The sequence below is a fragment of the Litoribrevibacter albus genome, from assembly GCF_030159995.1.
GTDB lineage: Bacteria > Pseudomonadota > Gammaproteobacteria > Pseudomonadales > Litoribrevibacteraceae > Litoribrevibacter > Litoribrevibacter albus.
Genome location: NZ_BSNM01000015.1, coordinates 123,031 through 148,098, shown reverse-complemented (window position 1 = coordinate 148,098; position 25,068 = coordinate 123,031). Strand labels below are relative to the sequence as shown.

Below are 25,068 nucleotides of genomic sequence, written 5' to 3'. Positions count from 1 at the left end.
AAATAACCTTGTTCTAAAGGGTTCTGTCCGAAACACTGCCTGCATCCGAAGAGCTAGTACGAATGCGTTCAGAGGCGCCTTTCTTCAACGTGCTATTTTCCAACGTGCTGTATTTCAACGAACTGTTTTTCAACGCACGGTAATCAATCGAGATCGACTGTTTTGCATCGACCTGGCCGATATCAGAACGCTCACCATTCGGCCAAACAACGGTTAACTTGGCACGATCAGCCTTACCTAACCCAAGGTGTTGAACTTTGGGGTGAACAGACATGTACCCTTCAGAACCATGAACTTCTCGCCAAACACGCTCGCCGTTGTCCAGTTCAGCAATCACCAATGCCCCAATCGCATCGCGGTTAATACCATCTTTAGGAGAGCCGGTTAACTTGACGTTCAACCAGTTATTGTTGAATTGTTCGCTGTTGTTTTGGTAAGCAACGACAGGCCCATGATAGTTATTCAGAATCATGTCCAAGTCGCCATCCTGATCATAATCGAGGTAAGTCGCACTTCTTGAATTAGACAGTAGATTTGCACCACTGCCTTCTGATCGGTTCTGCAGTTTCCCGTCTTCATTGATGAAAAAGACATTACTTTCTTTCTCTGCCACGGGCATATAGGAATTCATTTTTTTGTTGTGTATCGGGTCCCGATAATAGGGGTTTTCATTGCTGTATAGGTTGTATTCGTTCATCCCGTTCAACACATACAGATCGTCATCCCCGTCATTATCAAAATCAAAGAAATCCGCATCCCACGCCCATCCGGTTGAAGACAGGCCACGAGTCACCGCTTTACTGGAATAGTAGCTTCGGTTCCCTTGATCATCTTGCTTCGAAACAAACAAATCGTTGGCCTCAATCACCCGCATATTGGCAAGTTTTTGAGGATTAAAGACCATCGTCGTTTCTTCACTTGGCAACACGTATTTCTGATCTTTATTCATCGTGACGATGTTCGAAATGTAGATATCGGGCACTAGGTCATTATTTAGATCGGTGATGCCAATACCCATCGTATAAGAGGGTTTATCGGTTCCGATTTCACGGCTGACATTTTTAAACTTGCCGCCACCCAAGTTTCGGTAATAGCCATTCACACCAAAATCATTACCGACAATCAGGTCTTGTCTGCCGTCCGAATCAAAGTCTGTATGAGCAACTGCCTGGCCCCAGCCGGTATCGGCTAAACCACTGCCCTCTGTTACATCTTCGAATTTAAAATCCCCGACATTTCGGAATAACTTGTTGGGTAAGCCGTTATCGTTTCGGCGTTTTAATGTGGGTAACACACCGTGGATGTAATCACCAAAGTAGGTGATATAAATATCTAACAGGCCGTCGTTGTCATAATCGAATACAGTGGCTGGTCCGGCAACCAGATTAACGCCCCCAAGACCACTCTGCTTGGTGACATCCTCAAAGGTCTCATTACCAAGGTTTTTATAGACTCGATGAGAATCGTCAACGTAGGTAATAATTATGTCTTGTAGGCCGTCGTTATTGATATCTGCAATCAAAGGCTGACGAGGTTCTCCCGGACGATTATCCTGTTCGCGTAACCAGTTCAGACCTGACTTTTCGGTAACGTCCTCAAAGTGATCTTTTCTGTTTAAATAAAGACGATTGCCTGAACCACTGAGAATAAGTAAATCTGCAAGCCCATCATTGTTGATATCATCAGACGCAATACCAGAACCACCAAACGCAGGCGGAATCGTAATAATGCCGGTCTGCTCATCTTTTTTAAGGTAGCTTCTCAATAAACGATTCAACCAGTCCGAGGAATGGTGTTGCATATTGAGGTTCAGCTTAGACGTTGCATCAGTAAATAACGTAGCGGATGAAGACGCATCCAATTGAGTCGAGCTTTTCGCAGATGCTAAGCCCAGCAACTCATCTTTCTTGTCATCTTTGACTAACGCATGTTGATTGATTCTTTGCTGGATGGAACGCGCAGCTTGTAAAAAGTGCGCTGTTTTAATTCTATTATCCCCGGCTTCTTTTCCGACTTGCCCTGTAACCCGCAGTAATAACACGCCAAATTGCGCGACATTCTCGGCAAGTAATTCCACAGCAAACGGGTCTGGCTCTAGATTCGCTTTAAAATTAGGCGAAAACAATGCGTATTTCAGGTAGTTCCAGTGAACACCACTGTCACGGAAGGAATCGAAATCATAGGATTCGATAAAGACCTGATCCTTCTGGGGCAACTTCGGAAAAAACAACGCATCTTCGTATTCATTAATTTTATGAGGAATAAATGAATTCAGGAATTGTTTTACATCGGACTCTTTGATTGTGTGATGAGCGTTCGCCAGCGCAATTTGTTCTGCGCCTTTATACAAATCAGCAGTAAACAAGATTAAGGTTTCTGTAAATTGCTGCTTAAATAACTTCGCTTCATTTTCGTCTTTTGGCCAACTGTTACGGGCAAAGTAGACTTGTAAGTTCCGAACAAAAAGCTGATTGTTTACATCATTATATTTCGCAAACGATCTTACTTTTTGGTCGATGATATCTCGCAGCAATGCAAGCGATGCCGGAGACTTAGGCGCTGTCTCTGCAAGTTTTTGTTCTGGCATAACTCCAGAATCCAAAGCATTCCAGGTATCTACCAGTAAGACTTCAGTAAGCTCATGCTGACTCTGGATTCGGGCTTCTTTATCTGCCTTGTTCAACACAGCCAGAGTGAAGAAATCAAGCGACTCATCCAACGCGTTAATTGCTGGCTGAGTTAAAGGTAACAAAGAAAGCTCTGCATCCATCAGACTTTCTTGTTGTACAGCCAAAATCGCACGCAATGAATAAGCAATACTGCCATAATGACGCTTATCGTTCTTACCTAGGGTTATCTTGTCATTCTTAACCGTATTGTCTTTGGCGGATGCTATATCCTTCACAAACGAAATCGTCCACAGACCTTCATCGTTCACTTTATAGCTGAACATGGACGAGACAACATCGTTTACGTAATTGGCCGCAACCTGATTCTCGCCGTTCTGTGCTGCCAATGCCGATGCTTTTGACCAAACCTTCATCGCCCATTGTTTTTGAAGGATATTTTTAGCAAAACGGGCCTTATCCGAGAGTGGCGTACCATAGATAAAATCTTCTAAGCGAGAAGCGGTGGCATAGCACTTAGGATCACTTTTATTTTCAAGCGTTTCAATTTCAGCCAGAATGGCTTTCATTGAATTGCTGTTGCTCGAATGCAACCCCAGTGAACCGGATTGTTGAGCATATAAACCGGGATTAACACCTAAACAGCCAAGCATCGCCGCCGATAAAATCGTTTTTTTTGCCCATTCCATTAAAAACTAACTCCCAAACCGATACCGAATAAGTCCACGTCTTGATCATCAACCAGAATCCGACGCAGTTTTACGTTGAGACTCATATGTTGATCCAGTCGGTAACCCGCGCCAAAACCGATGTAGACATCCGTCTCATTGGCATCGTCGCCTTCTATATTGGTTCCGCTGACATCAATATCCTGCTTCCAGAAAAAGAGTCCGGCTTCACCAAATACCGTCACATCAGGTAGGGGTTCTGCCTGAAAACGGTTCCCGAGCGTCAGCCCTTGCCCCGTGACCGGGTAATGTTTATTGAAGGACTTCTCAAGATCAGAAGTATTCGCTGTCAACGTCGAGAAGTTGACATCGACATTACCTAAATCCAAATACCCAACTTCCGCAAACGACCAGTCCAGGTAACGATAACCCCATACAAACTGATGTCCGGTTCGATCAGTGTCGTATTCATCGATATCAACGGTGAAACCATCTGAGGCCAAACCATTACGGAAGTCTCGTTGGGTCTGGGACGTTGTCACCCGAAACAAGTTTACTTCAAGGTAGCTGCGCTCTTTTAAGGTAGACGTCCAGTCCTGTGCCTGACTCTTTAATGGTGTCAGTAGCAACGGCGGAACTAACAGCCCCATCCCTAACACAGTCGGTAAACTCATTGCGGTCAAGCGCCCCGCCGACTTAAATTGACCTGCAAGTTTCATCATCACCATACCTATCATCATAATTATCCATCCCCATCCAAAACTTCCTCCGCCACTGCCGGAGCTTTTTACTGATGCATTGGTTAAAGTGCCCACACCACCCGGATCAATGACTGTGCCATTAGCCATACCATCCGCGTCATTCGGACCACCGTCTTCAATCGTTAGTTGAACACACCAGTCACCCGCATTAAGCCCAGGACGATACTCATCCGACTCAGGTGGTGGACATGCGCCCTGCTCACCCGGTGCTGACATCAACGTATTATTTGCGTCTTCCACAAACGTGTACCACACGCCATCGAACTTCCGGTAAAGCACGTTTTCAGGGATCTCCATACGTTGAGGAATTACAATATTGACGCTTTGACCGATGACCGGAAGGTCATTCACTACAAAGTCAAAGTAACCACTGAAGTTCTGAATCTCATCTGATGGAATCTGGAGCGATGCAGGCAAAGAGTCCTCTTCTACTTTTGCACCACGGCCATCATTCGACAGCGCACGCTCACCCAACACCAACTGAAGCCCAGGTTCAGTCTCGATAAGGAATTTAAAGCCATCTTCTGCCACTTCATTCAGTACATTCGACAGACTTGAGGAGTCCAGATAGTTTGGCTGACCATCCTGATCATCATCCCCCCAACCTTCATCACTATCACTGATCCCATCGCCATCAGAATCCAGGCTGGAGCTTAATGGCGCCAGGCTCTGCACCACGCGATAGGATATAGAGACTTCATTGCTGGTAGGCGGTAAGCCATCATCAAAGACAGTTACTTTCGCTTGATACACGCCAGGTTCCAGATTCGCAGGATTCAACTGACGCTGAGTATCACTCACGACCTCGGTAACCACATTGCCTGTAAACTGCCATTCCACCGTATGTTGATCATTCGGATTTGGATCAGTAATTAGAGCAGAGAAATTCACGACCCCAGAGGTTTGCTCAACTATGAGTTGCGCCTCACCGCCTTGAGTAATGGTTAGCTCCACTTGTGGTGCTACGTTCTCTTCCACAATGGTGATGGTGTGTGTTTTCTTGATACCAAAGTTGTTGTCGCCCACCAGAGAAACAACCACTTGCTCCGTTCCTTCTACGGTTTGATCGTCGTTGATCGTAAACGGAATCAGCTTAGTGACTTCGCCTTCTTCAAACACCACATCGCCAGACACCAGGTTATGGTCAGCGCCATCCGCAGTACCATCAACCTCATAGGATACGGTCAACGGATAACTTGGTGCAGAACCATTCAGTAAGACTCGAATTTGGCCATTCACACCTTCACCAACCATCTGATCCTTGCTTAGGGAGATCAAAGGATAAACATTGATTTGCTGCGCTGACTCGGCCCTATTACCGGCTGCGTCCACAGAGAACCAAGTGTATGTATGAGCGCCCGGCGCCAGGTTATCCGGAGTACCGCCCACTAGGGCCACTGTCACTTCGCCATCCAACGCATCGACGGAAGTAGGAGCCACCAAACCGGTGACAGACGTCAATAGCCCGGTTGCATTCAAGTTCAAGGCTTGAGCAGCTGCAATTTCCGGTGCCTGATCATCCGCTAATGGATTGCTGCCCGCGTTTTGTTCATCCAGGTTGGATAGGCCGTCATTATCGGCATCCTGCGAAGCATCTGCTGGGTTAAAGGCATCGAAACCGTTGGCAATTTCGAACTCATCGGACATGCCATCGTTGTCATCGTCCAAGTCTTCCGAGTTTGCCAAACCATCGGTGTCGTTATCACCGATCACTTCAATGGTGAACGCAGTTAGGTCAGTGCTGCCTTGGCCATCAGAAACCTGTAGCACGATGTCAGCATAAACACCCGCCTCACCAACAACTGGTGATCCAGAAAGTGCACCGGTCGATGAGTTCAGGGTCAACCAAGCAGGTAGATTGGTAGCCGTTACCGTTAATGAATCACCTTCAACATCAGATAACGTAGGTGTGAAGGAATAAGCCGCACCTTCCAGGACGTTAGCGTCAGGTGTACCAGAGATAACAGGCAGGTCATTAACACTGGTTATCGTGATGGAGACTGTCGCGCTGTTGGACGATGCCCCTGAATCATCATTTACGGTATAGGTGAACTGATCAGTACCGCTGAAGTTCTCAGCTGGTGTATAGGTCACAACACCATTATTTACCTGAATGCTGCCATTCGAAGGTTGAGCAGTGACAACACTGGTGGCATCCAGGGTACCGTCAATGTCCTGGTCATTGGCAAGAATGCTAATGTCCACCGGTGTATCTTCATCCGTTGTTACATCATCATTATTCGCCAATGGCTCGTCATTCACAGACTGAACCGTTATGGCGACCGACGCTACATTGGAGGTATTACCTTCCGCATCATCAATGGTGTAACTAAAGCTGTCTGAACCATCAAAGTTCTGATTCGGGGTATACCGGAACATGTTATTAACTAAGGTCACGGTACCTTGAGTCGGTTGAACCGAAACAGTTAGCGAAGACAGATCCAGCGTGCTATCCACGTCGGAGTCGTTACCCGCCACATTGATGTCGATATTGGAGTCTTCCTGAAGAACCGCAACATCGTTGCCAGCGACCGGAGCATCATTCACCGCGTTCACCGTAATTGACACCGTTGCTTGCGAAGAGACAGCATCCTGATCATCTTTCACGGTATAAGTGAAGGAATCCGAACCGTTATAATCTGCATTCGGCATGTAAGTAAACGAACCATCGCTTAGAGCGGTTACTGTGCCGTTAGATGGATCAACTACCACAGCAATCGTGGAGACATCAATCGTGCCATCGCTGTCTGAATCGTTGTCCAACACAGCAATAGACACGGCGGTATCTTCATCCGTTTGAACAGTATCGGCTACTACCGTTGGTGCATCGTTAATGCCAGATACGTTGATAGTCACCGTCCCTGTCGAGGATACGGCACCCGTGTTGTCATTGACGGTATATTCGAAGGTATCACTGCCGTAGTAATCCGAAGCCGGTGTATAAGTCACTTTATTATTTGCAACCACAACACTGCCGTTGGAAGGTTGAGAAGAAACAGCCAAGCTAGCGCTGTTAATCTCATTGGCACCATCCACATCGGTATCATTCGACAGAACATCAATGACGACAGAGCTGTCTTCGGTCACAGTTGCCGTATCCGCAACCGCTACCGGTGCATCATTCACAGCTGTAACCGTAATAGAAACAGTCGTACTGGCGGATGTATTGCCTTGAGTGTCCGCCACGGTATAGGCAAACGAATCAGAGCCGTTAAAGTCTGCGGTCGGTGTATAAGTGATCACACCATTTGCCGTATTAATGCTGGTCGAACCGCTTGTTGCAGAAGTAACGATTGCAACACTTGCCGGATTCAATGCCGAACCAGCACCCACATCATTACTGAGCACGTCCACCTGAACACTGCTGTCTTCATCAACGGTGGCGGTATCTGCGGTGGTTTCATTGTCATCGTTGGTGATGGTTACCGTTTGTTGTTGAGTACCACTTTCACTGGCACTGCCGCCACTAACGCCAGTGATATCCACGATGATGGTTTCATCGCTTTCTTCACTAGAGTCCTGTGTTGCTGTCAGGGTTGTACTGCCTGAAGTCTGGCCTGCGGTAATAGTGATACTGCTGGCTGGCGTAGCATAGTCAGTACCACTGGTTGCAGTACCGGAGTAACCCAGACTGATGGTCACATCTTCATATGTCGCACTGCTCAATGAAGCGGTGATTGTGCTGGTACCTGCGGCTTCCACGATGCTACTGGAACTCGCCGCTAAGGTGACAGAAGTAGTGTCATCATCGGTGATGGTCACGGTTTGTTGTTGGGTACCGTTTTCGCTGGCGCTGCCGCCACTCACTGCTGTCACATCAACAATGATGGTTTCACTTGCTTCCACGCTGCTGTCCGCTGTTGCCGTCAGCGTAGTGCTACCTGTAGTTTGACCTGCAGTAATGGTGATACTGCCGGCAGGCGTGGCGTAGTCAATACCACTGCTCGCCGTACCAGAATAGCCAAGGTTCACTGTCACGTTTTCATACGTGGCCTGATCCAGAGTAGCTGTAATCGTGCTGCTGCCCGCCGCTTCTGCAATAGTGCTGGTACTTGCAGATAAGGTAACGGTAGCACTGTCATCATCGGTAATGGTCACGGTTTGTTGCTGAGCACCACTCTCACTGGCACTGCCGCCACTGACACCTGTGATATCCACAATGATGGTTTCACCTGTTTCCACGGTACTGTCTGCCGTTGCAGTCAAGGTAGTGGAGCCAGTCGTTTGACCTGCAGTAATGGTGATGCTGCTGGCTGGCGTCACGTAATCAGTGCCACTTGTGGCCGTACCGGAATACCCCAGACTGACCGTTACATCTTCAAATGAAGCACTGCCCAATGTCGCCGTGATCGTACTGGTGCCCGCTGCTTCTGCAATGGAGCTTGCACTCGCCGTTAAAGTCACAGTCGTAGTGTCATCATCAGCGATGGTCACAGTTTGCTGCTGAGTGGTTGCTTCGGTGGCGGTATTACCAGTAATGGAATCGATATCTACAACAATGGTTTCATTGCTTTCTACTGATGCATCCTGAACCGCTTGCAGCGTCACGCTGCCAGTCAATGAACCAGAGGAGATAGTAATGCTGCTACCAGTCGTTGAGTAATCCGCGACGCTGGTTGCCGTTCCGGTATAAGCCAGATTGACCGTCACATCGACGCTGGTTGCCGCTGAGAGAGTCGCCGTGATTACCGAGGAACCAGATGCCTCTGCCACCGTATTGCTGTTCGCGCTCAATGTCACCGTTGGATTTGCCACATTCGACACCGTAATGCCGTTTCCGGTGGTGTCAGAGAGATCTGTGGTGGCTGCCGCTCCTGGCATCCAGTTGTCGGCGGCGCTTAGGTTGTAGACCGTAGCGTCTACCGCACTCGTTCCATTTTTATTCAGCAATACGGCTAGGTTCGATTGGTCCGTAGAATTTAAAACAGCACTGAATGTGGTTGCGCTTGTGATATCGACGGAGCTAGTCGTTAATGTATAGCTACTTCCACCTTGACCGGACAAAGTCAATTTAGAGAAGTCTGCATCGTTGGCCGCACCGCTCAGGCTACGCAAGTTAGTACCCGTCACCACCAAGGTGCCAGAAGTACCGTCGTAAGTTGCTGAAGTGATGGTAGGTACGGTTACGTTGGATACAGTGACCCCATTGGTCGCATCAGCAATGTCCGTGCTGGACGCTGCGCCCGCTAGCCAATCATCTGCCGCCGCTAGGTTGTAGGTAGTAACATCATCAGAACTGGTGCCGTTCTTATTCAACAGCCCATCCACACTGGTTTTATCGGTACCCGTCAAGGTTACAGAGAGTTCAGTGGTTGAACTGACCTCCACATCCGTGGAGCTGCTAATGGTGTAACTATTGCTCGCTTCACCCACCAAAGTCAGCGCGGAGATATCAGCATCGTTTGCTGCTCCTGGAACACTGCTGAAGTTAGTACCAGTAATGACCAAGATCCCGCTTGTTGCATCGTAAGTGGCTGATGTTATGGTTGGGGCGGCAACATTGCTAACGGTAACGCCATTAGTGCCATCGGCCACATTATCTGCCGCCGCAGCCCCTGTCATCCAATTATCAGCCGCAGCTAAATTAAACGTAGTCGCATCGTCTGAAACGGTACCGTTTTTATTTAGCAGACCATTGATGTTGGTTTGATCCTGCCCTGTCAAAGTAACGGTGAATTGGGTTGCAGAGGTAACCTCAACGTCTGAAGCGCTGGCAATGGTATAAGTACTTCCACCCTCACCCGTGAAGGTTAACAGTGAGATATCCACATCGTTAGAGCTGCCTGAAGCATGGACAAAGTTAGTACCAGTAACCACCAGTGATCCCGCAGACGCATCATAAGTTGCACTGGTGATCTGAGGACTAACCACATTGCTTACGGTGATGGCATTGCCCGTGGTATCACTGCTGTTCCCCGCCGTTGTTTCCGCAATAAAGTCATCGGCAGCAGCCAGATTATAGGCGGTACTGTCATCAGACTGAGTACCGTTGGTGTTAAGTAACCCATTCACAGTGAGCTTATCTGTGGCATTCAAGGTCACTGTAAACTGCGTTGCAGAGTCAATTTCAACGTCACTGCTGGTCAAGGTATACGTAGCTGATGCTTCACCAGTCAACGTCAACTTAGACACAGACACGTCATTCAGAGCACCGGACTTGGCCGCAAAATTACTGCCTGTCACTACCAAAATACCGGTAGTTGCATCATACGTTGCAGAGGTTATCGCTGGTGTAGGTGCATTGCTTACCGTGATGCTGTTACCCGTGGTATCTGCGATATTGGCGCTACCAGCCGCACCTCTCATCCAATTATCCGCAGCAGAAACATTGTAGGTTGTACCACTTCCCGCTGTCGTTCCATTGGCGGTCATCAGAGCGTTCACTCCTGTCAGATCCGCTCCGGTCAGCGTAAAGGTAAAGCTGGTCGAAGAAGTAATTTCAATATCAGTGGAGCTTGCGAGAGTATAGGATGCGCCATTTTCACCGGTGAAAGTAAATAGTGAGATATCAACATCATTGGCTGCACCGACCGTCTTCACAAAGTTAGTACCGGTTACAGTTACCACACCTGTGGCATAGTCATACGTTATGGAGGTGATGGTTGGCGTAACCACATTACTGACGGTTACGGAGTTGGTTGCATCACTGATGTCAGTAGCACTCAATGCCGAAGGCAGCCAGTCATCTGCAGCTGCCAAGTTATAAGTTGTGGCGTCATCAGCGGACGTACCGTCTTTATTCAGCAAGCCATTTACATTGATTTTATCGGTGTCACTTAACGTCAGACTAAAAGCAGTTGCAGAGGTAATTTCGACACTCGCGCCGGTTAATGTGTAGCTGTTGGTTCCTTCCCCTTTGAGCGATAACTTGGTGGTATCCACATCATTGCTTGAACCGGACAAATTACGGAAGTTAGTACCCGTAACGGATAACACACCGGATGTAAAGTCATACGTAGATGACGTGATGGTTGGCGTCGTAACATTACTGACAGTAATCCCGTTGCCAGTCAGATCACCGGAACTTGCCGAGTTAAGTGTCGACGGCATCCAGTTATCCGCCACCGCCAGGTTATAGGTAGTACCGCTGTCTGAGGTGGTACCGTTTTTATTCAGCAAACCATCAACATTCGTTTTATCAGCCCCGGACAAAGTGAGCGTAAATTGTGTTGCTGACGTAATCTCAACATCCGTTGCGCTGGTTAAGGTATAGGTTGCACCGGAATCACCAGTGAACGTCAATAGAGAAACATCCACATCATTACTTGCGCCACTGTAGTTACGCAGGTTGGTACCGGTGACAACGACTACGCCAGACGTTGCATCGTAAGTGGCAGAAGTGATGGTCGGAACGGTCACATTACTTACCGTAATGCCGTTACCGGTTGTGTCGGAAATATCGACGGATGGAGGAGCGCCCGGCATCCAGTTATCTGCTCCGGCAATATTGTATGTTGTGCCGCTGACGTCCGAAGTGGTGCCGTTTTTATTCAACAAGCCATCAACGTTCGTTTTATCTGCACCTGTCAACGTGATGGTAAAGCTAGTAGATGAAGTAATTTCAACATCACTGGCACTGGTAAGTGTATAAAAATTACCGTTATCACCGGTCAAGGTCAGTAAAGATACATCCACATCGTTTGTTGCACCCGGGTAACCGACAAGATTGGTGCCCGTCACAACCAAAGCACCACTGGTTGCATCATAGGTAGCAGACGTAATAGTTGGTGTAGTTACACCGCTTACTGTAATGCCGTTTAAAGTTAAATCTGCAATTATGGTACTGGCCGCCGTGCCTGCCATCCAATCTTCCGCAGCCGCTAAGTTGTAGGTCGCGCCGCCATCAGCCGTCGTACCATTTTTATTAAGTAGGACATTGATGTTGATTTGATCTGTCGCATTCAAAGTTACGCTGAAGGACGTCGCACTGGAAATCTCGACGTTGCTACTCGTTAACGTATAAGTATTATTGCCTTCACCATTGATCGTCAGTTTGGTCACATCAATGTCGTTTAAAGCACCGGATTTACTGACAAAGTCCGTCCCGGTCACCACCAGGACACCCGTGCCATAGTTGTACGTCGCAGAAGTAATGGCCGGTACAGGAACGTTACTGACCGTAATTCCGTTTCCGCTCGCATCCGAAATATCATTATTAGTTGCAGCACCCGCCATCCAATTATCGGACGCATTCAGGTTGTAAGTGGTTGAATCTGCCGATTGAGTGCCATTGGTATTAAGTAATGCATTCACGGCTGTTTTATCGGCACTGTTTAATGAGACACTAAAACCGGTTTCATCGGTAATTTCGACGTTAGTGGTGGTTAACGTTCGGGTGCCACTGGCTTCACCAAGAAGCGCCAGCTTGGTCAAATCCACATCATTCGTTAACCCTGGCTTTTTAACAAACCGGGTGCCGGTAACAGCCAACACACCACTGGAATAGTCGTAAGTTGCAGAGGTAATGGTTGGGTCAGCCGAGCTACTGACCGTAATGCTGTTTCCTGTTGTATCCGCAATTGTCGCACTCGCGGCTGCACCTTGTTGCCAATCTTCCGCTCCAACCAGATTATAGGTAGTGCCGCCGTCAGATGTGGTGCCGTCTTTGTTCAGTAAACCGTTGACATTAAGTTTATCGGTATCACTGAGTGTCACGGTAAATGCGGTTTCCGAACTGATTTCAACTGCGCTGCCCGTGAGCGTATAACTATTACCACTCTCACCGGTCAGTGACAGTTTGGTGGTATCAATGTCATTTGCGGCGCCATATTTTCTGGCAAACCCGGTACCGGTCACCACCAACGCTTTACTGTTTGCATCATAGGTTGCGCTGGTAATCGTCGGAACTTGCACATTACTGACGGTTACGGCGTTCGTTGCATCTGCGATATTGGTCGATGTTGCCACCGCCGGCATATAATCATCGGCCAAATTCAAGTTGTAGTTCGTCGCACCATCATCGGCCTGAGTGCCGTTTTTATTAAGAAGCCCGTTAACCACCAATTTATCAGTGGCATTGAGCGTAACTGAAAAGGAAGTCGCACTGGTAATTTCCACGTTACTGGTGGTTAAGGTATAGGTATTTCCACCCTCACCCGTCAGGGTCAGTTTACTCACATCAACGTCATTGGTGGCCCCCACTTTATTGACAAAGTTGGTGCCGGTGACGGTCAATACACCCGTTCCTTGGTTGTAAGTAGCAGACGTGACGGCAGGCGCCGTCACGTTACTGACATTGATAGTTGCTGTGCTATCAGCAATATTGGAATTCGATGCACCGCCCGCCATCCAATTATCAGCAGCTTCCAGGTTATATGTCTGGCCGCTTTCGGCACTGGTTAAATTCTTGTTCAGAATACCATTCACATGCTGCTTATCCGTGGCACTGAGCGTAATGGTAAACGAGGTGGCAGAAGTGACATCGACATTACTGCTGTCGGTCAATGTATAGGTATCGCCACCGTCTCCGGTGAATGTGAATGTATTAGCAATGACGTCATTATTGGCACCACTGACGCTGGAAAAGCCACTACCAGTAACAACCAATGCCCCGGTACTGGCATCGTAGGTTGAAGACGTAATGTTTGGATTCGCATAATTACTAACAGTAATGCCATTGGTCGAGCTGGAGGTATCGCCAGTAGTAACATTAGCAACATAGTCATCCGCTGCAGCTAGATTGTAGCTGGTGCCATCGTCTGCCGATGTGCTGTTTTTGTTAAGTAAGGCATCAACCCGTAATTTATCGGTACCACTGATGGGTACAGTAAACTGAGTGGCGGAATCTATTTCAACATTTGTACTTGAAGTGAGCGTGTAAGCCGATCCACCGCCACCTTCACCAGTGATGGTCAGTTTATTAACGGTAATATCATTGGCAGCGCCGGTTTTGGCTTCGAAGTTGGTCCCTGTGACGACTAGATTACCTGAGCTGGAATCATAGGTTACACCACTGATGGTTGGGGTTGTCGGGTTCTGGATATTAGTTAAAACAAACGTACCGATTTTTAATCGTCCAAACGTGCCATTATCGGTTCGGCGAATGGTCAGTTTGGTAATACCGGTCCAGTTAAGAGTTGGAGAGCTACTGCCACCAGCGCCTAAACTTAAGGTGCTGCTGTCACCATTATTCGACTCAAAAGTAAAATCTTGTGCTGTAGTGCTATAAATATACAGACTGGTAATATCAAATTCCTGCCCACCCGTGAAATCCAGGTAAATCTTTGTACCTACCCCGTTGCCGTTGCTGCCGTAGTCCTCAATACAATAATTGGCAACGTTAGCACATTTAAATGAATAATCACCCATGCCTGAGCTGTTTGAAGACAATCGAGCCGTATAAGACCCAACAGTAGTCGTTTTAGGATCAGTATAACCAGAACTAGAGAACTCACTGCCTGAAAGAGTGCTATCCAATAACACCGTCGAAAAGTCTTGCATGGCAATAGAGTTTGCCAGCAACTCGGTTTCAATATCGCCCGTCTGGATTTCCAGATCCCAGTCACCGCCTAACTGCGAGTTCCCGGTTAAGTCATTGGACGCCGCCACATCCACGTTAGCCTGGCTGGCAATCAATTCCAACAGTTGCTCACCCTGTTCGGTTTTAGCCAGTTCACATCCGTAGAGCAGTAAGTCCGCACCGTCTTTCAACGCCCCGTCGATATCTGAAAGTGCATTGATTTCGTGGTTTAACTTGGCCTCATTAATCTGAGAATTACCAAGAAGAATTGCCCCATCGCGGCCGTGAGAAAAAATATGTAAGGCATCAAGATCATGATAATCAGACAAAATAGTGGATAGCTGAACCAAACCATCGTCAAACGCATTGATTTCTCTGATTTCCATACCGGGTTTAAGCTGGCGGTATATCAAATGCTTATCGGCAACCGCCTGATCAATAATAATCAGCTCGGAAATAGCATGGCGAGTCTCTATCACTAAGTCAGTAGGTATTTCACTTACACGGGTTTCAGTAGATGTGGTTTTTGTAGATGTGGTTTTTGTAGAAGTAGCATCTTGAAGGTCGAGATCACGATGAGCCGCCGAGTTCAGATACACTTCATTGGCAGAGGTCACTTGTTGAATTAAAGAGACAGGCTGATTTCTCTGCCTCTGTGTAAGCAACTGTTTCTCAGTTCGACTCGAAGGTGAATTATTCAGAGAAGGATGTCCCAAAGGCATGGGAGCCGCACCTACTCTGTTTTGCCTGGCATACGTTTGAACAGCACCTGGCGTATAAGCACTGTAAGCTTGTGCAGGCGCAACATTGCAGACCCCTAAAGACATCATTGCCGATGTAATGCCTTTTAAAACATGCTTATTCATAATCCAACCTTCGTTAATATTTTTTGTTGCGTATGCTTTTTAATACTTAGCTACTTGTTAGTTCACTGCTTGGTACTTCACTGCTTATTAGTTAACCGCTTGTTACCTAAATCACCTTTCGCGGAAGCACTCATTTGGACGCTCTTATTTAGAACTAATGATGCTTGCTGAGGTACCAGCAGTGTCTTGCCAAAACGCCATGTCACTGTACTTCTGAAATAACTCCGGCGGTAAAATGCTGCGACGAGTCTTAAACTCGACTTTTTTCTTCACTTGATGCAGCCCTTTTGCCCCCAGGTTTCGATCAAACTCATTAGCCTCATAGTCCACACTATTAAAATCGTGGTCGTACATCGGCTCACCAATAAACTGATAGAGCAACTCAAGCGTCTTCACGGGATGTTGCGTTAACAAGTCATAATCAATCAGTAATAAACGATCAGAATACTCACCGTAATACGCCTCTTTTAGCGCAGTCCACGCACTGCCCACCGTGCCGGACGCACTGATCATGCTCTCACAACGGGAGTAAACGGTTTGCCGGGATTGAGGGTTGTACATACGGCTGTAATCGAAAGGATTTTTGCGATAGATCACTTCAAAACTGTCCATCACCCAAGCTGGATTGCGAACACAACAGATCACTTTGAAATCGTCATAAAGCTCAGTCAGCTGATGTAAACGGGCGGTCCAAATACGATTGGTATCAAAAATAATCTGCTTGTCTGCTTGTTCTTGATAGTAGGTATTGAAGAGTGCGCGACAGATGTCTTTTCGTTTTCTTTCATTGAAAAAAGTGAAGAACTCACCACCTGCTCCCATTTGCTCAAGGCAACCATTCATCAAGGAAGCAACTGGACTCGACATAGCCGCATGAAAACTGGGATTCTGGCGTAATATTCCTGCCAGTAAGGTAGAACCGGAACGGGGTAAACCTGAGATAAAATGAACTTTCTGCATACAATCCATGTAATTTATCAATAGTTAAAGTCATTTGCCGAAAACGGAACAAAACAACCAAACCACAAACGAGGGCTTTGCCATTGTTTTTACATTTGCAATCAAGTGAAATCACAAGACACCAAGTAGAATCTTGGACTTAAATCCTAAAACTATCGATTACACGAGATTACATCCCTGAGTAATTCACTCAGAAATTCTTTAACAAGGGCACTTGCTGTAACGATAGACGATAATTTTAGGTAGGGTATTGAAAGACAAAGTAGAGACAGGAATTACTAAAAAAGTAGTACTCTCGGTCCTTAGGGAATCATTCATCCTAAGCAATTCACCTAATACACGTTCAAGCCTTACCAACACGGCTGTTTATCTCACTGAATACCGATAAATATAGATGACGAATTTTCCAAATGTCGCATTTACAGCAATTCAAAAACGGCTAAATCTCAACAAAAAGAAGGGTAATGTAAGACATACAAAATAGTTTGCTTAGGTCAATCAAAATAGACGATAACCAAGCACTAGTTAGGCTAATATCATCGGCGCTGATATGGCCGAAAAAGACTGACAGGTGACTCAAAAATCTGAGCTTTGAGAAGTTTTATCTATGGGGAAAAACGTAGAAAACACCCTAGCCAAACTCATTCAACAATGAACAAGTCTGGCTGAGAGCACATCACTTATCGTGATTTTGTTTTTGAGATGTCACGGTCATAACTAAGACGCTGAGCCGCATCTAGTGTCAGCATTTGCATAAAGGCACGGGTTTCGGAGTCACCACCCACCGGAGTATCACCACCCGAACCAAAAACATTGGTAGGAACAGCACGTTTAGAGTATGCGTCAGCCCACAGCTGTTGGATTTTAACTTCGGCTTCCAGCTTCTGAGCCAAGGCGTTATCCGCACTTAGGATTTCTCGCTTCTTATAAGCTTCCGCATCTGCCAGTGTTTTAACGGTCTGCGCTTCTACCTTGGCTTTTTCAAGATTAATTTCGGCGGTTTCTTTTTCGATTGTCGCCTGCTCTTTCAACTTCAAGGCCTTGGTCAATGCCAGTTGCTTTTCCGTCTCGGCTTCAGTGGTACGCTGGATTTGCTCTACTTTTGCCTTGGCTTGACGCTGTGCAACTTCACGCTCACCTTTAGCGATAGCCAATAAGCGTTGTTCTTCTTCCTGAATACGTTGTTCACGGGCAATGGCGCGATCCGCAGAGGCTTTTTGCTTCAACTGCATGCGCTCAACAAACTTACTGTTTGGACGCATATTGGTGACACGAGCATCCACTACTGAAATTCCAAAATTAACAAACTTCTGAAGCTTCTTCCTTGGCTGGCCATTTTCGTCCAAAACTTTGTTAACTACGAATTCAACTTTCGCTTCATCACCGTAGGATTCCTGATTCTGGCCCAGTGCAGCATTGGCGGTACTTTTTATTTTGCGCTCTGATCGTCTGGTTACTTCTTCACGACGAACGATATAGATACCACTGGTCATTTGCTGTTCGAACTCAGAGTTGAACTCGGAACGAGCACCAGAGTAATAATTTTCAGCACTGAACAAAGAAGCCGTCGCTTGTAGCGTTTCTTTGAATGCCGGAATCAGTGCAGTACGCAACAGGTTTTCCGGCGTACGATATTCGTGTGTTAGTTGTAAAAATGATTCTTCGTCACTCGGGATTGAGAAACGTACGGTTGCTTCGGCATCCGCATCTACCTGATCCAAAAACATAATATTAAGCGGAGGTAACCCAGCACTGGCTTCGGAGGTATCACGCTCTGCATATAGAGAGTCGGTTGATCCTGCAGCGGCCTGTACCGTCATTGCACGCTTCCAGGCGTTATAACGACCGAACGGATAAAATTTGTAGCCTGGTTCAGACACCACTTCTTCATCACCCATCACAGTACGCACGTGATAGACATACCCTGGCTCTGCATAGAAAATACCGGAACCGGTAAACCCTAAACCAAACCCGATGGCCGCAATGGTCAGGATAAGACGCATGGCACCTTTAGGGATTCGTTCTTTATCTCTGATACCGAATTGAAGAAAAATGGCGATTATCAGGGCAACGCCTGCAATACCAAAACCAATTGAAGTCATGGGCTGATTCCTTCTGCCAATTAATTAAAACTAAGTATGTTCGAAGTGTACTTTTATATCGTAATCGTAGGTAATTGATACATGAGTACTTGATATTATTAAATGCTACGAAGCGGGCACATTGTAATCGGGCCGCATGAACATTTGCCATATCTAATCGCTCAAATCGTTTGCTGGTTCCTTAAATTCTTACATCCGGAAACTACATGGCCTAAAAGGCCAAAAAGTATGTTCAAGTACCTTTTTAGGAAGGTTAACCATCAGATTATCGAATGATTGGTCAAATATTGATGCAGGTTCACATTTTAATAATTAAGACTGATAGAATGCCTGCCAACCAATTTATGTGAAAACAGGACACACCTAGGGAACTTAATCACACTCTTGTGCTCTATCCCCCTCTGTCCTCCAACTTAAATAACAATAAGCCAGCACCTGAATATGAAATTCGTTGTTTTTTCTGAAGCCATTGATCAGCCAATGACCTTAAAACAAATCCCACGTAGCCAGTACATGGATGCGCCGGTCTGCAAGGATCCATTGAATGAGAAGAGTCGCAAAAGCTTCTTTAAAATGCTACGCCGTAAAAACCACGCACCGACGGCAACCGCAGCCGTAAGCTCTCAAAAAAGCTTCAGTGCTGCCGCATGGTTAAGCTTTGATGTAGAAGTATCCGGCAGTATCAGTTTACTGCTTACATTCGAAGATGCGTACGGCGAGCAACATGTCGTGGTCGATAAAACAGACGCCCGTGGCACTAAGTCAGTGATGCTATCTGGCAATGCAGTTCTGGATATTCAAGGCGATTTGGAAAGCCTGAAAATCCAATGTTTAGGGATCGCACCTGCTATTCGCTGTTGGGTGGATGATGTTTACGTTCAGAAGAAAGACATCGGTGCCATCAAAACCGCTTAATACCCTATTCCTCTGAGATGACGCCTCATCTCCGTTACCACCTCATCCTCAAACCAGGGATTTTTCTTTAACCACAAGGTATTTCTTGGTGAAGGATGAGGAATCGGAAGGAATCCTTTTTCCAAATACTCTCGATAATTTTTAACTGTCTCAGTCAGCGTTTTCTTTTTACTCCTCCCCAGATAGTAATTCTGAGCATAACTTCCAACCAAGAGTGTCAGTCGAACCTTAGGCAATAAGGCCAACAAACGCGCGTGCCACGCTTCTGCACATTCAGGTCTGGGCGGTAAATCACCACTCTTGCCCTTGCCAGGGTAACAGAAGCCCATCGGAATAATGGCCACTTTGGCTTCGTCATAAAAATCCGATTTATCCATCGACAGCCAGGATCTCAAACGATCGCCACTGGGATCATTCCAGGGTATGCCGGTGGCATGAACACGGGTTCCCGGCGCCTGACCAATGATCAATAACTCGGCATCGACACTGGCTCTGACTACTGGGTTGGGTTCCAGCACGGCCTGACAGATGCGACAAGCCCTGACTTCAGATAGTAAGTCCGTCAGGACTATGCGTTGTTGTTTGATGGATGCCTCAAAGGCGGGATCGTGCTTCGACATAATTTTTAAAAACTTCTAAACTGCATAGACTCTAGGGAACAGATCTCTGGTACAGCATCAACAGCGAATCTCAGATCATCAGACTTCAAAAGGATTTTAAAGTGACCTTCAAGGAAAGACTACTCACTCAACTGCTTCCTCTGATTCTAGGTAGTCTGGCGTTTTGGGGTGGCTGGCACCTGATGCACTTCGGCTTTGATGAAATACAATCTCTCAGACAATTAGAACGAACCCCCATTGTCTCTTTAAATAGCTTAGTTCCAGGCCCCAACGCGGTAAGTGGATTTGTCGAACAGGCTACGAACACAAAGCTCGTTAAAAGCTATCACACCGGTACCCCTTCAGTGTATTACCACTACACACATGAGATAGAAAAGCGCGATTCGGATGGCAACACCAGTTGGAGCTTAGTAGATTCAAAAACCGAAGGTATTAACTTTCTTATCAAGGATCACAGCAAGTCCGTGCTTGTTGATAACAGAACCTACAGCAACTGGATAGACTGGTCAGTGGAACAAAGTTTTCGTACCGTCACCGGAGACCACAGATACACGGAATACCGTATCGAAGTCGATGATAAGCTGTTCATTTTTGGTCAGGCACGACCAAGTGCGGTTGAAGAAGGAACGAGAGAGTTCGAAGAAGAATCGATGCAACTTGAGTTCCCACCCTCGGATACCTACACCCCGATCATTTCAACCTACGATAAAAGCTATGAACAACAGCGTATGGGCAGCGCAGGGGTATTTTACCTCTGGGGCGGTTTGGCATTAATCGCGATGTCTATCTATGCCCTAGCGGTACTCATTCGTGTTCATAAAGTCTGGAAGTACCAAACCCTGCTCATCACTTGTGTCAGTATTGTCTTAGTGCACTTCAGTTTGTTGATGATGAACAACGACTTAAAACAGGCCATAGAACGCTATCAACAACAATGGCAATACACTCTCGATCAACTCAGTAAAATCAACCGTGGAGACCGAGAAATCTCCAAACAGTTACTATCACAAGCCAACGCCAGTTTTGAAGACGAATACTTAAACAATCAACTAGCCGAATACAAAATCAATCTCGCCCTCTCGCAATATTTGGTTGATCAGCAGCTACATCGTTTTCCTGAATGGCTGTTTGCACCGATTTGGGGCTATACACTCGACGGAGCCGAACAAGTTCACCTGAATGGCATTCTTCAAAGTCACCTAAATCAGCGTCTGAACAACCTGGCAGACTCCAAGCTCACCAGCGGTTGGCACTATTTCTTCTTTTTCTTTGGCCTCAGCATGATGGTGTTGTTCAGCTACTTAGGCTTCAGACGAATTAAGTTCAAGCGGCTGATTGAAAACATCCCGACTCAAAAGACGCTGGGCATTGTGCCCGGTATGTCTGAAGTCACTGGACAGATAAAACTGCCAGAGAAAATCAACGCCCTTGAAAGCCCGATGACCTACAGCCAATGTTGCTGGTATCACTATCTGGTCAAAGAAAAACGAGGCACAGGTAAAGACGCCAACTGGGTAACCATTGTTGATGATCAGAAAAGCATAGATTTTCTCTGCGAAGACGATGAAGGTACGATTAAGATTGACCCAACCGGTGCAGAGTTCATCACCAGCCACTCCACCTCTCGTAGCTCGGGTAATCGTACTTATACCGAATACGTGCTGAAACTGGATGATCCACTGTACGCCATTGGTGAAGCAAAGCCAGACCCGGCTCAACAAGACAAACTTCATCTGACAGAAGCCGGTTCGAAGATGCCGTTTATTCTGAGTAACCTGTCTGAATCGAAAGTCATGTTCCGCAAAGCCTGGATTGGTTTACTGCTGCTCAACCTGGCATTCACTGGTGTGTTTAGCAGCGGCTTATTGTGGTTTGCTCAGAGTGGCAGTTTCTCACCCAGCGATTTCCTATTAGCCGCATTGATCGGCCCGGTATACATGTTTTTATTTACCATGATGCTGCATTACAACGATCTCATCTTCCTGCGACAACGTGCGGAGCGAAACTGGGTCAACATGGGCGTCACCATTCGCAAACGGAAAAATCTCATTCCTTCGTTAGAAACCGTGGTTAAAGAATTCATGGCCCATGAAAAGAAAATCATGACAGACATGGCGTCATTTCGATCGGCCGTTAAAGATGTGCACGATGATAAGGCGTCACTCGAAGAATGCATGGAAGCCACTCACCAGATGAGACGATCCGTAAATGCTGTGGTAGAAAATTACCCTGATTTAAAGAGCCAGGAGTTGGTCTCTAAATTGATGGATGAACTGACTCGGCTGGATACCGAACTGGCACTGCTGAAAAACGGCTACAACGATTCGGTTACCCTCTACAACGAACGGTTAGAAACCTTCCCGGATATTCTTTTCACCTGGATGTTTAAATTCAAACCCCAGGCGTTGTTTGCGTAAGTTAAGGCATTATATTCTTCAGTAAAACCAAAACCGGGTGGATCATCAAACTCCGCCCGGGATGTCATCTCCCAAAATTTAATTTAATAACGCATCATGGCAGTGCCATTCGCTAGTGTTTCCTTCCCTCTTGTTTAACCAGCAATTAAATAACCTTCGATGCGACATCCTTAACGTCTTCCATCACAACAAAGGTACTGGTCTGTTTCACAAAAGGCAGGTTAGATATTTTCTCGCCTAGCACCAGCCGGTAGTTTTCAATGTCAGAAGTCCGCACTTTCAACAGGTAATCAAAGTTACCGGCTATCATGTGGCATTGCTCAATTTCAGGAATCTCACGTACCGCATCATTAAACGCCTGAAGCGCGTTTGTTTTGGTATCGATCATGGTGACCTGTACAAAAGCTACGTGCCTGGAGCCTAATTTTTTCTGATCAATGATGGCGGTATAACCAAGGATATAACCCAGTTCCTCCAGCCGCTTTACCCGAACCTGGCAAGGCGTTTTTGATAAACCAACCCGAGATGCTAATTCGGTAACGGTAATACGACCGTTTTTTTGCAACTCACGCAGGATAGACATATCCAGCTTATCCAGGTTTTCCATATTTTCACTCCGCTGTAACGCTTCCTAGGGTACATCTGAACAAGTCCGCTCTAGCTCAGCCAGTAACGTCTCATATCTGTTTAATACACTAAAAGGCTAAGTTTCATTATTAAGATAGTGAATACGTCTACAACAAACAAGAAAAGTGTACGTTCTGTACTTTTTGTTAGTGAGAAAGGCATTGATTCCTGAAGCCAAGTCAACGTCGAAAAGGAAAAAGAACTGCTAGTTTTAAATAAAAAAAAATAATTACCTGGGAAATAAACAAATACAGGGTAATTGACTAGAGGCTTGAGGGTAAGCTTTTAAATAATTGTACTAGCGAAAAACAACGAAGGCGTTCTGACTTGTTTGAGCGAGCTCCAGTCACTGAAGTGAACGAGTTGTAATAGGTATGATCAAGGAAGCTGTGAAGTGAAAAGCGGCCTCCGAATACAATAATAAACATAGAGCATTACAAAGAGGTTTCATATGATAACCCTGACCTTTGTTATTTACTTGGCTCTGATGCTGGCAATCGGCATTATTGCTTATCGTCGCACTCAGGATCTGTCCGACTACGTTCTGGGGGGACGTAACTTAGGGCCAATTCCAAGCGCATTAAGCGCTGGCGCATCAGATATGAGTGGTTGGCTTCTGATGGGCCTACCTGGCTACGCGATGGCAGCCGGTTTCGGTTCCTTCTGGCTCGCAGGTGGGCTTCTGATTGGCACTTGGCTGAACTGGTTACTGGTGGCACAACGGTTGCGGGTTTACTCGCAAAAAGCCGATGATGCACTAACTTTGCCCGCATTCTTTGAAAAACGCTTTGAAGATAAAAGTCACAGTCTGCGTATCATCTCAGCTGTTTTTGTACTGGTTTTCTTCTTGTTTTACACCAGCTCCGGCCTAGTTGCTGGAGGTAAACTGTTTGAAACCGTATTTGGTTTTGACTACACCGTCGCTGTACTCGTAGGTGCGGCAGCTGTGATTTCCTATACCCTGTTTGGTGGTTTTCTGGCGGTGTCCTGGACCGACGTTGTGCAAGGCTTGTTGATGGTTGGAGCCTTAATGCTGGTGCCGCTATTTGCCATAGGTGAAATTGGTGGTCTGAGCGGTACGCTGGCAGCGGTTGAAGCGAAAAACCCTGAGCTCTTGAATATGTTTACCGATGCAAAAGGGGAAACAATAACGCTGATCGGCACCTTGTCTTTGCTCGGCTGGGGCTTGGGCTATTTCGGACAGCCGCATATTCTTGCGCGTTTCAAAGGCATTAAAAGTAAAGATCATGTTCCTGCTGCACGTCGTATTGCGGTGTTGTGGAGTGCCGCATCAATGGCCGGTGCCTGCTTGATCGGTCTGGCGGCAATTGGGTATTTACCTGAGGGACTGGGAGATAATGAAACAGTATTCATGGTAATGGTTGATGCCCTCTTCCACCCTGCTATTGCCGGGGTACTGTTAGCAGCCATTCTTGCAGCGGTGATGAGTACCGCCGACTCTCAACTGCTGGTATCGTCATCAGCTTTGGCAGAAGACTTCTATAAAGCACTGTTTAATAAGAATGCAACGCAAGAGCAGTTGGTCAACGTAGGCCGCATAGCTGTGATTGTCATTGCCGTTATTGCGACCTTCCTCGCAATGGATAAAGATTCCAAGGTACTGGAACTGGTGTCCTATGCCTGGGCAGGCTTCGGTGCTGCGTTTGGCCCGGCTTTGATCATGTCTTTGTATTGGAAAGATATGACTAAGGTTGGCGCTTTGGCCGGTATTATTACTGGTGGCGTAACGGTGGTGTTGTGGAAGCAACTAACCGGTGGATGGTTTGATCTGTACGAGATTATTCCGGGTATTGTGTTTGCATTTATAGCAATTATTGTCGCGTCCAAACTCACTGCTGCACCATCCGCGACTATCCAGGCTCGCTTTGAAGAGGTAGAGGCTGAGATTAAGAGTTAAAACCAAACGTCAATCGCTTAAACCTAAAAGCCCTGGTTAATGTAGCTAGCCAGGGCTTTTTTATGCCAACAACACACAACCAATAAAGACTAAAAAATAACTTAAAAACAAGATATTTATTTAATTTA

General features: G+C 46.5%; 9 protein-coding genes. 3 read left to right on the top strand and 6 right to left on the bottom strand.

All coding sequences use genetic code 11. The annotated features are described in order from the left end of the window. Positions 1 to 13: 13 nt before the first annotated feature. The 4 genes from QQL66_RS13145 to QQL66_RS13130 all read right to left on the bottom strand — a co-directional run bounded on the left by QQL66_RS13145 (position 14) and on the right by QQL66_RS13130 (position 18,443). Positions 14 to 3,316 (bottom strand): CRTAC1 family protein, encoded by a 3,303-nt coding sequence (locus QQL66_RS13145; RefSeq protein ID WP_284381993.1) that lies wholly within the window; start codon positions 3,314 to 3,316, stop codon positions 14 to 16. After that, entirely contained in the window at positions 3,316 to 15,381 is a 12,066-nt protein-coding gene (locus QQL66_RS13140) for a tandem-95 repeat protein (protein ID WP_284381991.1), read from the bottom strand. The genes QQL66_RS13145 and QQL66_RS13140 overlap by 1 nt, the downstream gene beginning before the upstream one ends. 144 nt (positions 15,382 to 15,525) lie before the next feature. After that, entirely contained in the window at positions 15,526 to 16,341 is an 816-nt protein-coding gene (locus tag QQL66_RS13135) for a sulfotransferase family protein (protein ID WP_284381989.1), read from the bottom strand. A 680-nt stretch (positions 16,342 to 17,021) separates the two neighbouring features. Continuing rightward, the gene (locus QQL66_RS13130) at positions 17,022 to 18,443 is read right to left on the bottom strand and encodes an SPFH domain-containing protein (RefSeq protein WP_284381988.1); all 1,422 of its coding nucleotides are present in this window, start codon (positions 18,441 to 18,443) and stop codon (positions 17,022 to 17,024) included. Positions 18,444 to 18,884: 441 nt separating this feature from the next. Here QQL66_RS13130 and QQL66_RS13125 point away from each other — a divergent pair, with 441 nt between their 5' ends. Continuing rightward, on the top strand, positions 18,885 to 19,358 hold the full coding sequence (locus QQL66_RS13125; RefSeq protein WP_284381987.1) for a hypothetical protein: 474 nt from the start codon (positions 18,885 to 18,887) through the stop codon (positions 19,356 to 19,358). On the opposite strand, the gene QQL66_RS13120 is transcribed toward QQL66_RS13125, so the two are convergent. Continuing rightward, positions 19,355 to 19,978 (bottom strand): uracil-DNA glycosylase family protein, encoded by a 624-nt coding sequence (locus QQL66_RS13120; protein ID WP_284381986.1) that lies wholly within the window; start codon positions 19,976 to 19,978, stop codon positions 19,355 to 19,357. The two genes, QQL66_RS13125 and QQL66_RS13120, sit on opposite strands and share 4 nt — an antisense overlap. 101 nt (positions 19,979 to 20,079) lie before the next feature. Between QQL66_RS13120 and QQL66_RS13115 the strand changes: the two genes are divergently transcribed. Continuing rightward, positions 20,080 to 22,395 carry a LemA family protein gene (locus QQL66_RS13115; protein WP_284381985.1) on the top strand — a complete coding sequence of 772 codons (2,316 nt, stop codon included), beginning with the start codon at positions 20,080 to 20,082 and terminating at the stop codon, positions 22,393 to 22,395. A 145-nt stretch (positions 22,396 to 22,540) separates the two neighbouring features. On the opposite strand, the gene QQL66_RS13110 is transcribed toward QQL66_RS13115, so the two are convergent. Then, the gene (locus tag QQL66_RS13110) at positions 22,541 to 23,002 is read right to left on the bottom strand and encodes an Lrp/AsnC family transcriptional regulator (RefSeq protein WP_284381984.1); all 462 of its coding nucleotides are present in this window, start codon (positions 23,000 to 23,002) and stop codon (positions 22,541 to 22,543) included. A 471-nt stretch (positions 23,003 to 23,473) separates the two neighbouring features. Between QQL66_RS13110 and putP the strand changes: the two genes are divergently transcribed. Next, positions 23,474 to 24,940 carry a sodium/proline symporter PutP gene (gene putP / locus QQL66_RS13105; RefSeq protein WP_284381975.1) on the top strand — a complete coding sequence of 489 codons (1,467 nt, stop codon included), beginning with the start codon at positions 23,474 to 23,476 and terminating at the stop codon, positions 24,938 to 24,940. Positions 24,941 to 25,068: the final 128 nt, after the last annotated feature.

Excerpts from the sequence above, each read along its gene's own strand:
- putP (WP_284381975.1), top strand. The coding sequence starts at position 23,474 with ATGATAACCCTGACCTTTGTTATTTACTTGGCTCTGATGCTGGCAATC.
- QQL66_RS13140 (WP_284381991.1), bottom strand. The coding sequence starts at position 15,381 with ATGAATAAGCATGTTTTAAAAGGCATTACATCGGCAATGATGTCTTTA.
- QQL66_RS13120 (WP_284381986.1), bottom strand. The coding sequence starts at position 19,978 with ATGTCGAAGCACGATCCCGCCTTTGAGGCATCCATCAAACAACAACGC.
- QQL66_RS13110 (WP_284381984.1), bottom strand. The coding sequence starts at position 23,002 with ATGGAAAACCTGGATAAGCTGGATATGTCTATCCTGCGTGAGTTGCAA.
- QQL66_RS13125 (WP_284381987.1), top strand. The coding sequence starts at position 18,885 with ATGAAATTCGTTGTTTTTTCTGAAGCCATTGATCAGCCAATGACCTTA.
- QQL66_RS13130 (WP_284381988.1), bottom strand. The coding sequence starts at position 18,443 with ATGACTTCAATTGGTTTTGGTATTGCAGGCGTTGCCCTGATAATCGCC.
- QQL66_RS13145 (WP_284381993.1), bottom strand. The coding sequence starts at position 3,316 with ATGGAATGGGCAAAAAAAACGATTTTATCGGCGGCGATGCTTGGCTGT.
- QQL66_RS13135 (WP_284381989.1), bottom strand. The coding sequence starts at position 16,341 with ATGCAGAAAGTTCATTTTATCTCAGGTTTACCCCGTTCCGGTTCTACC.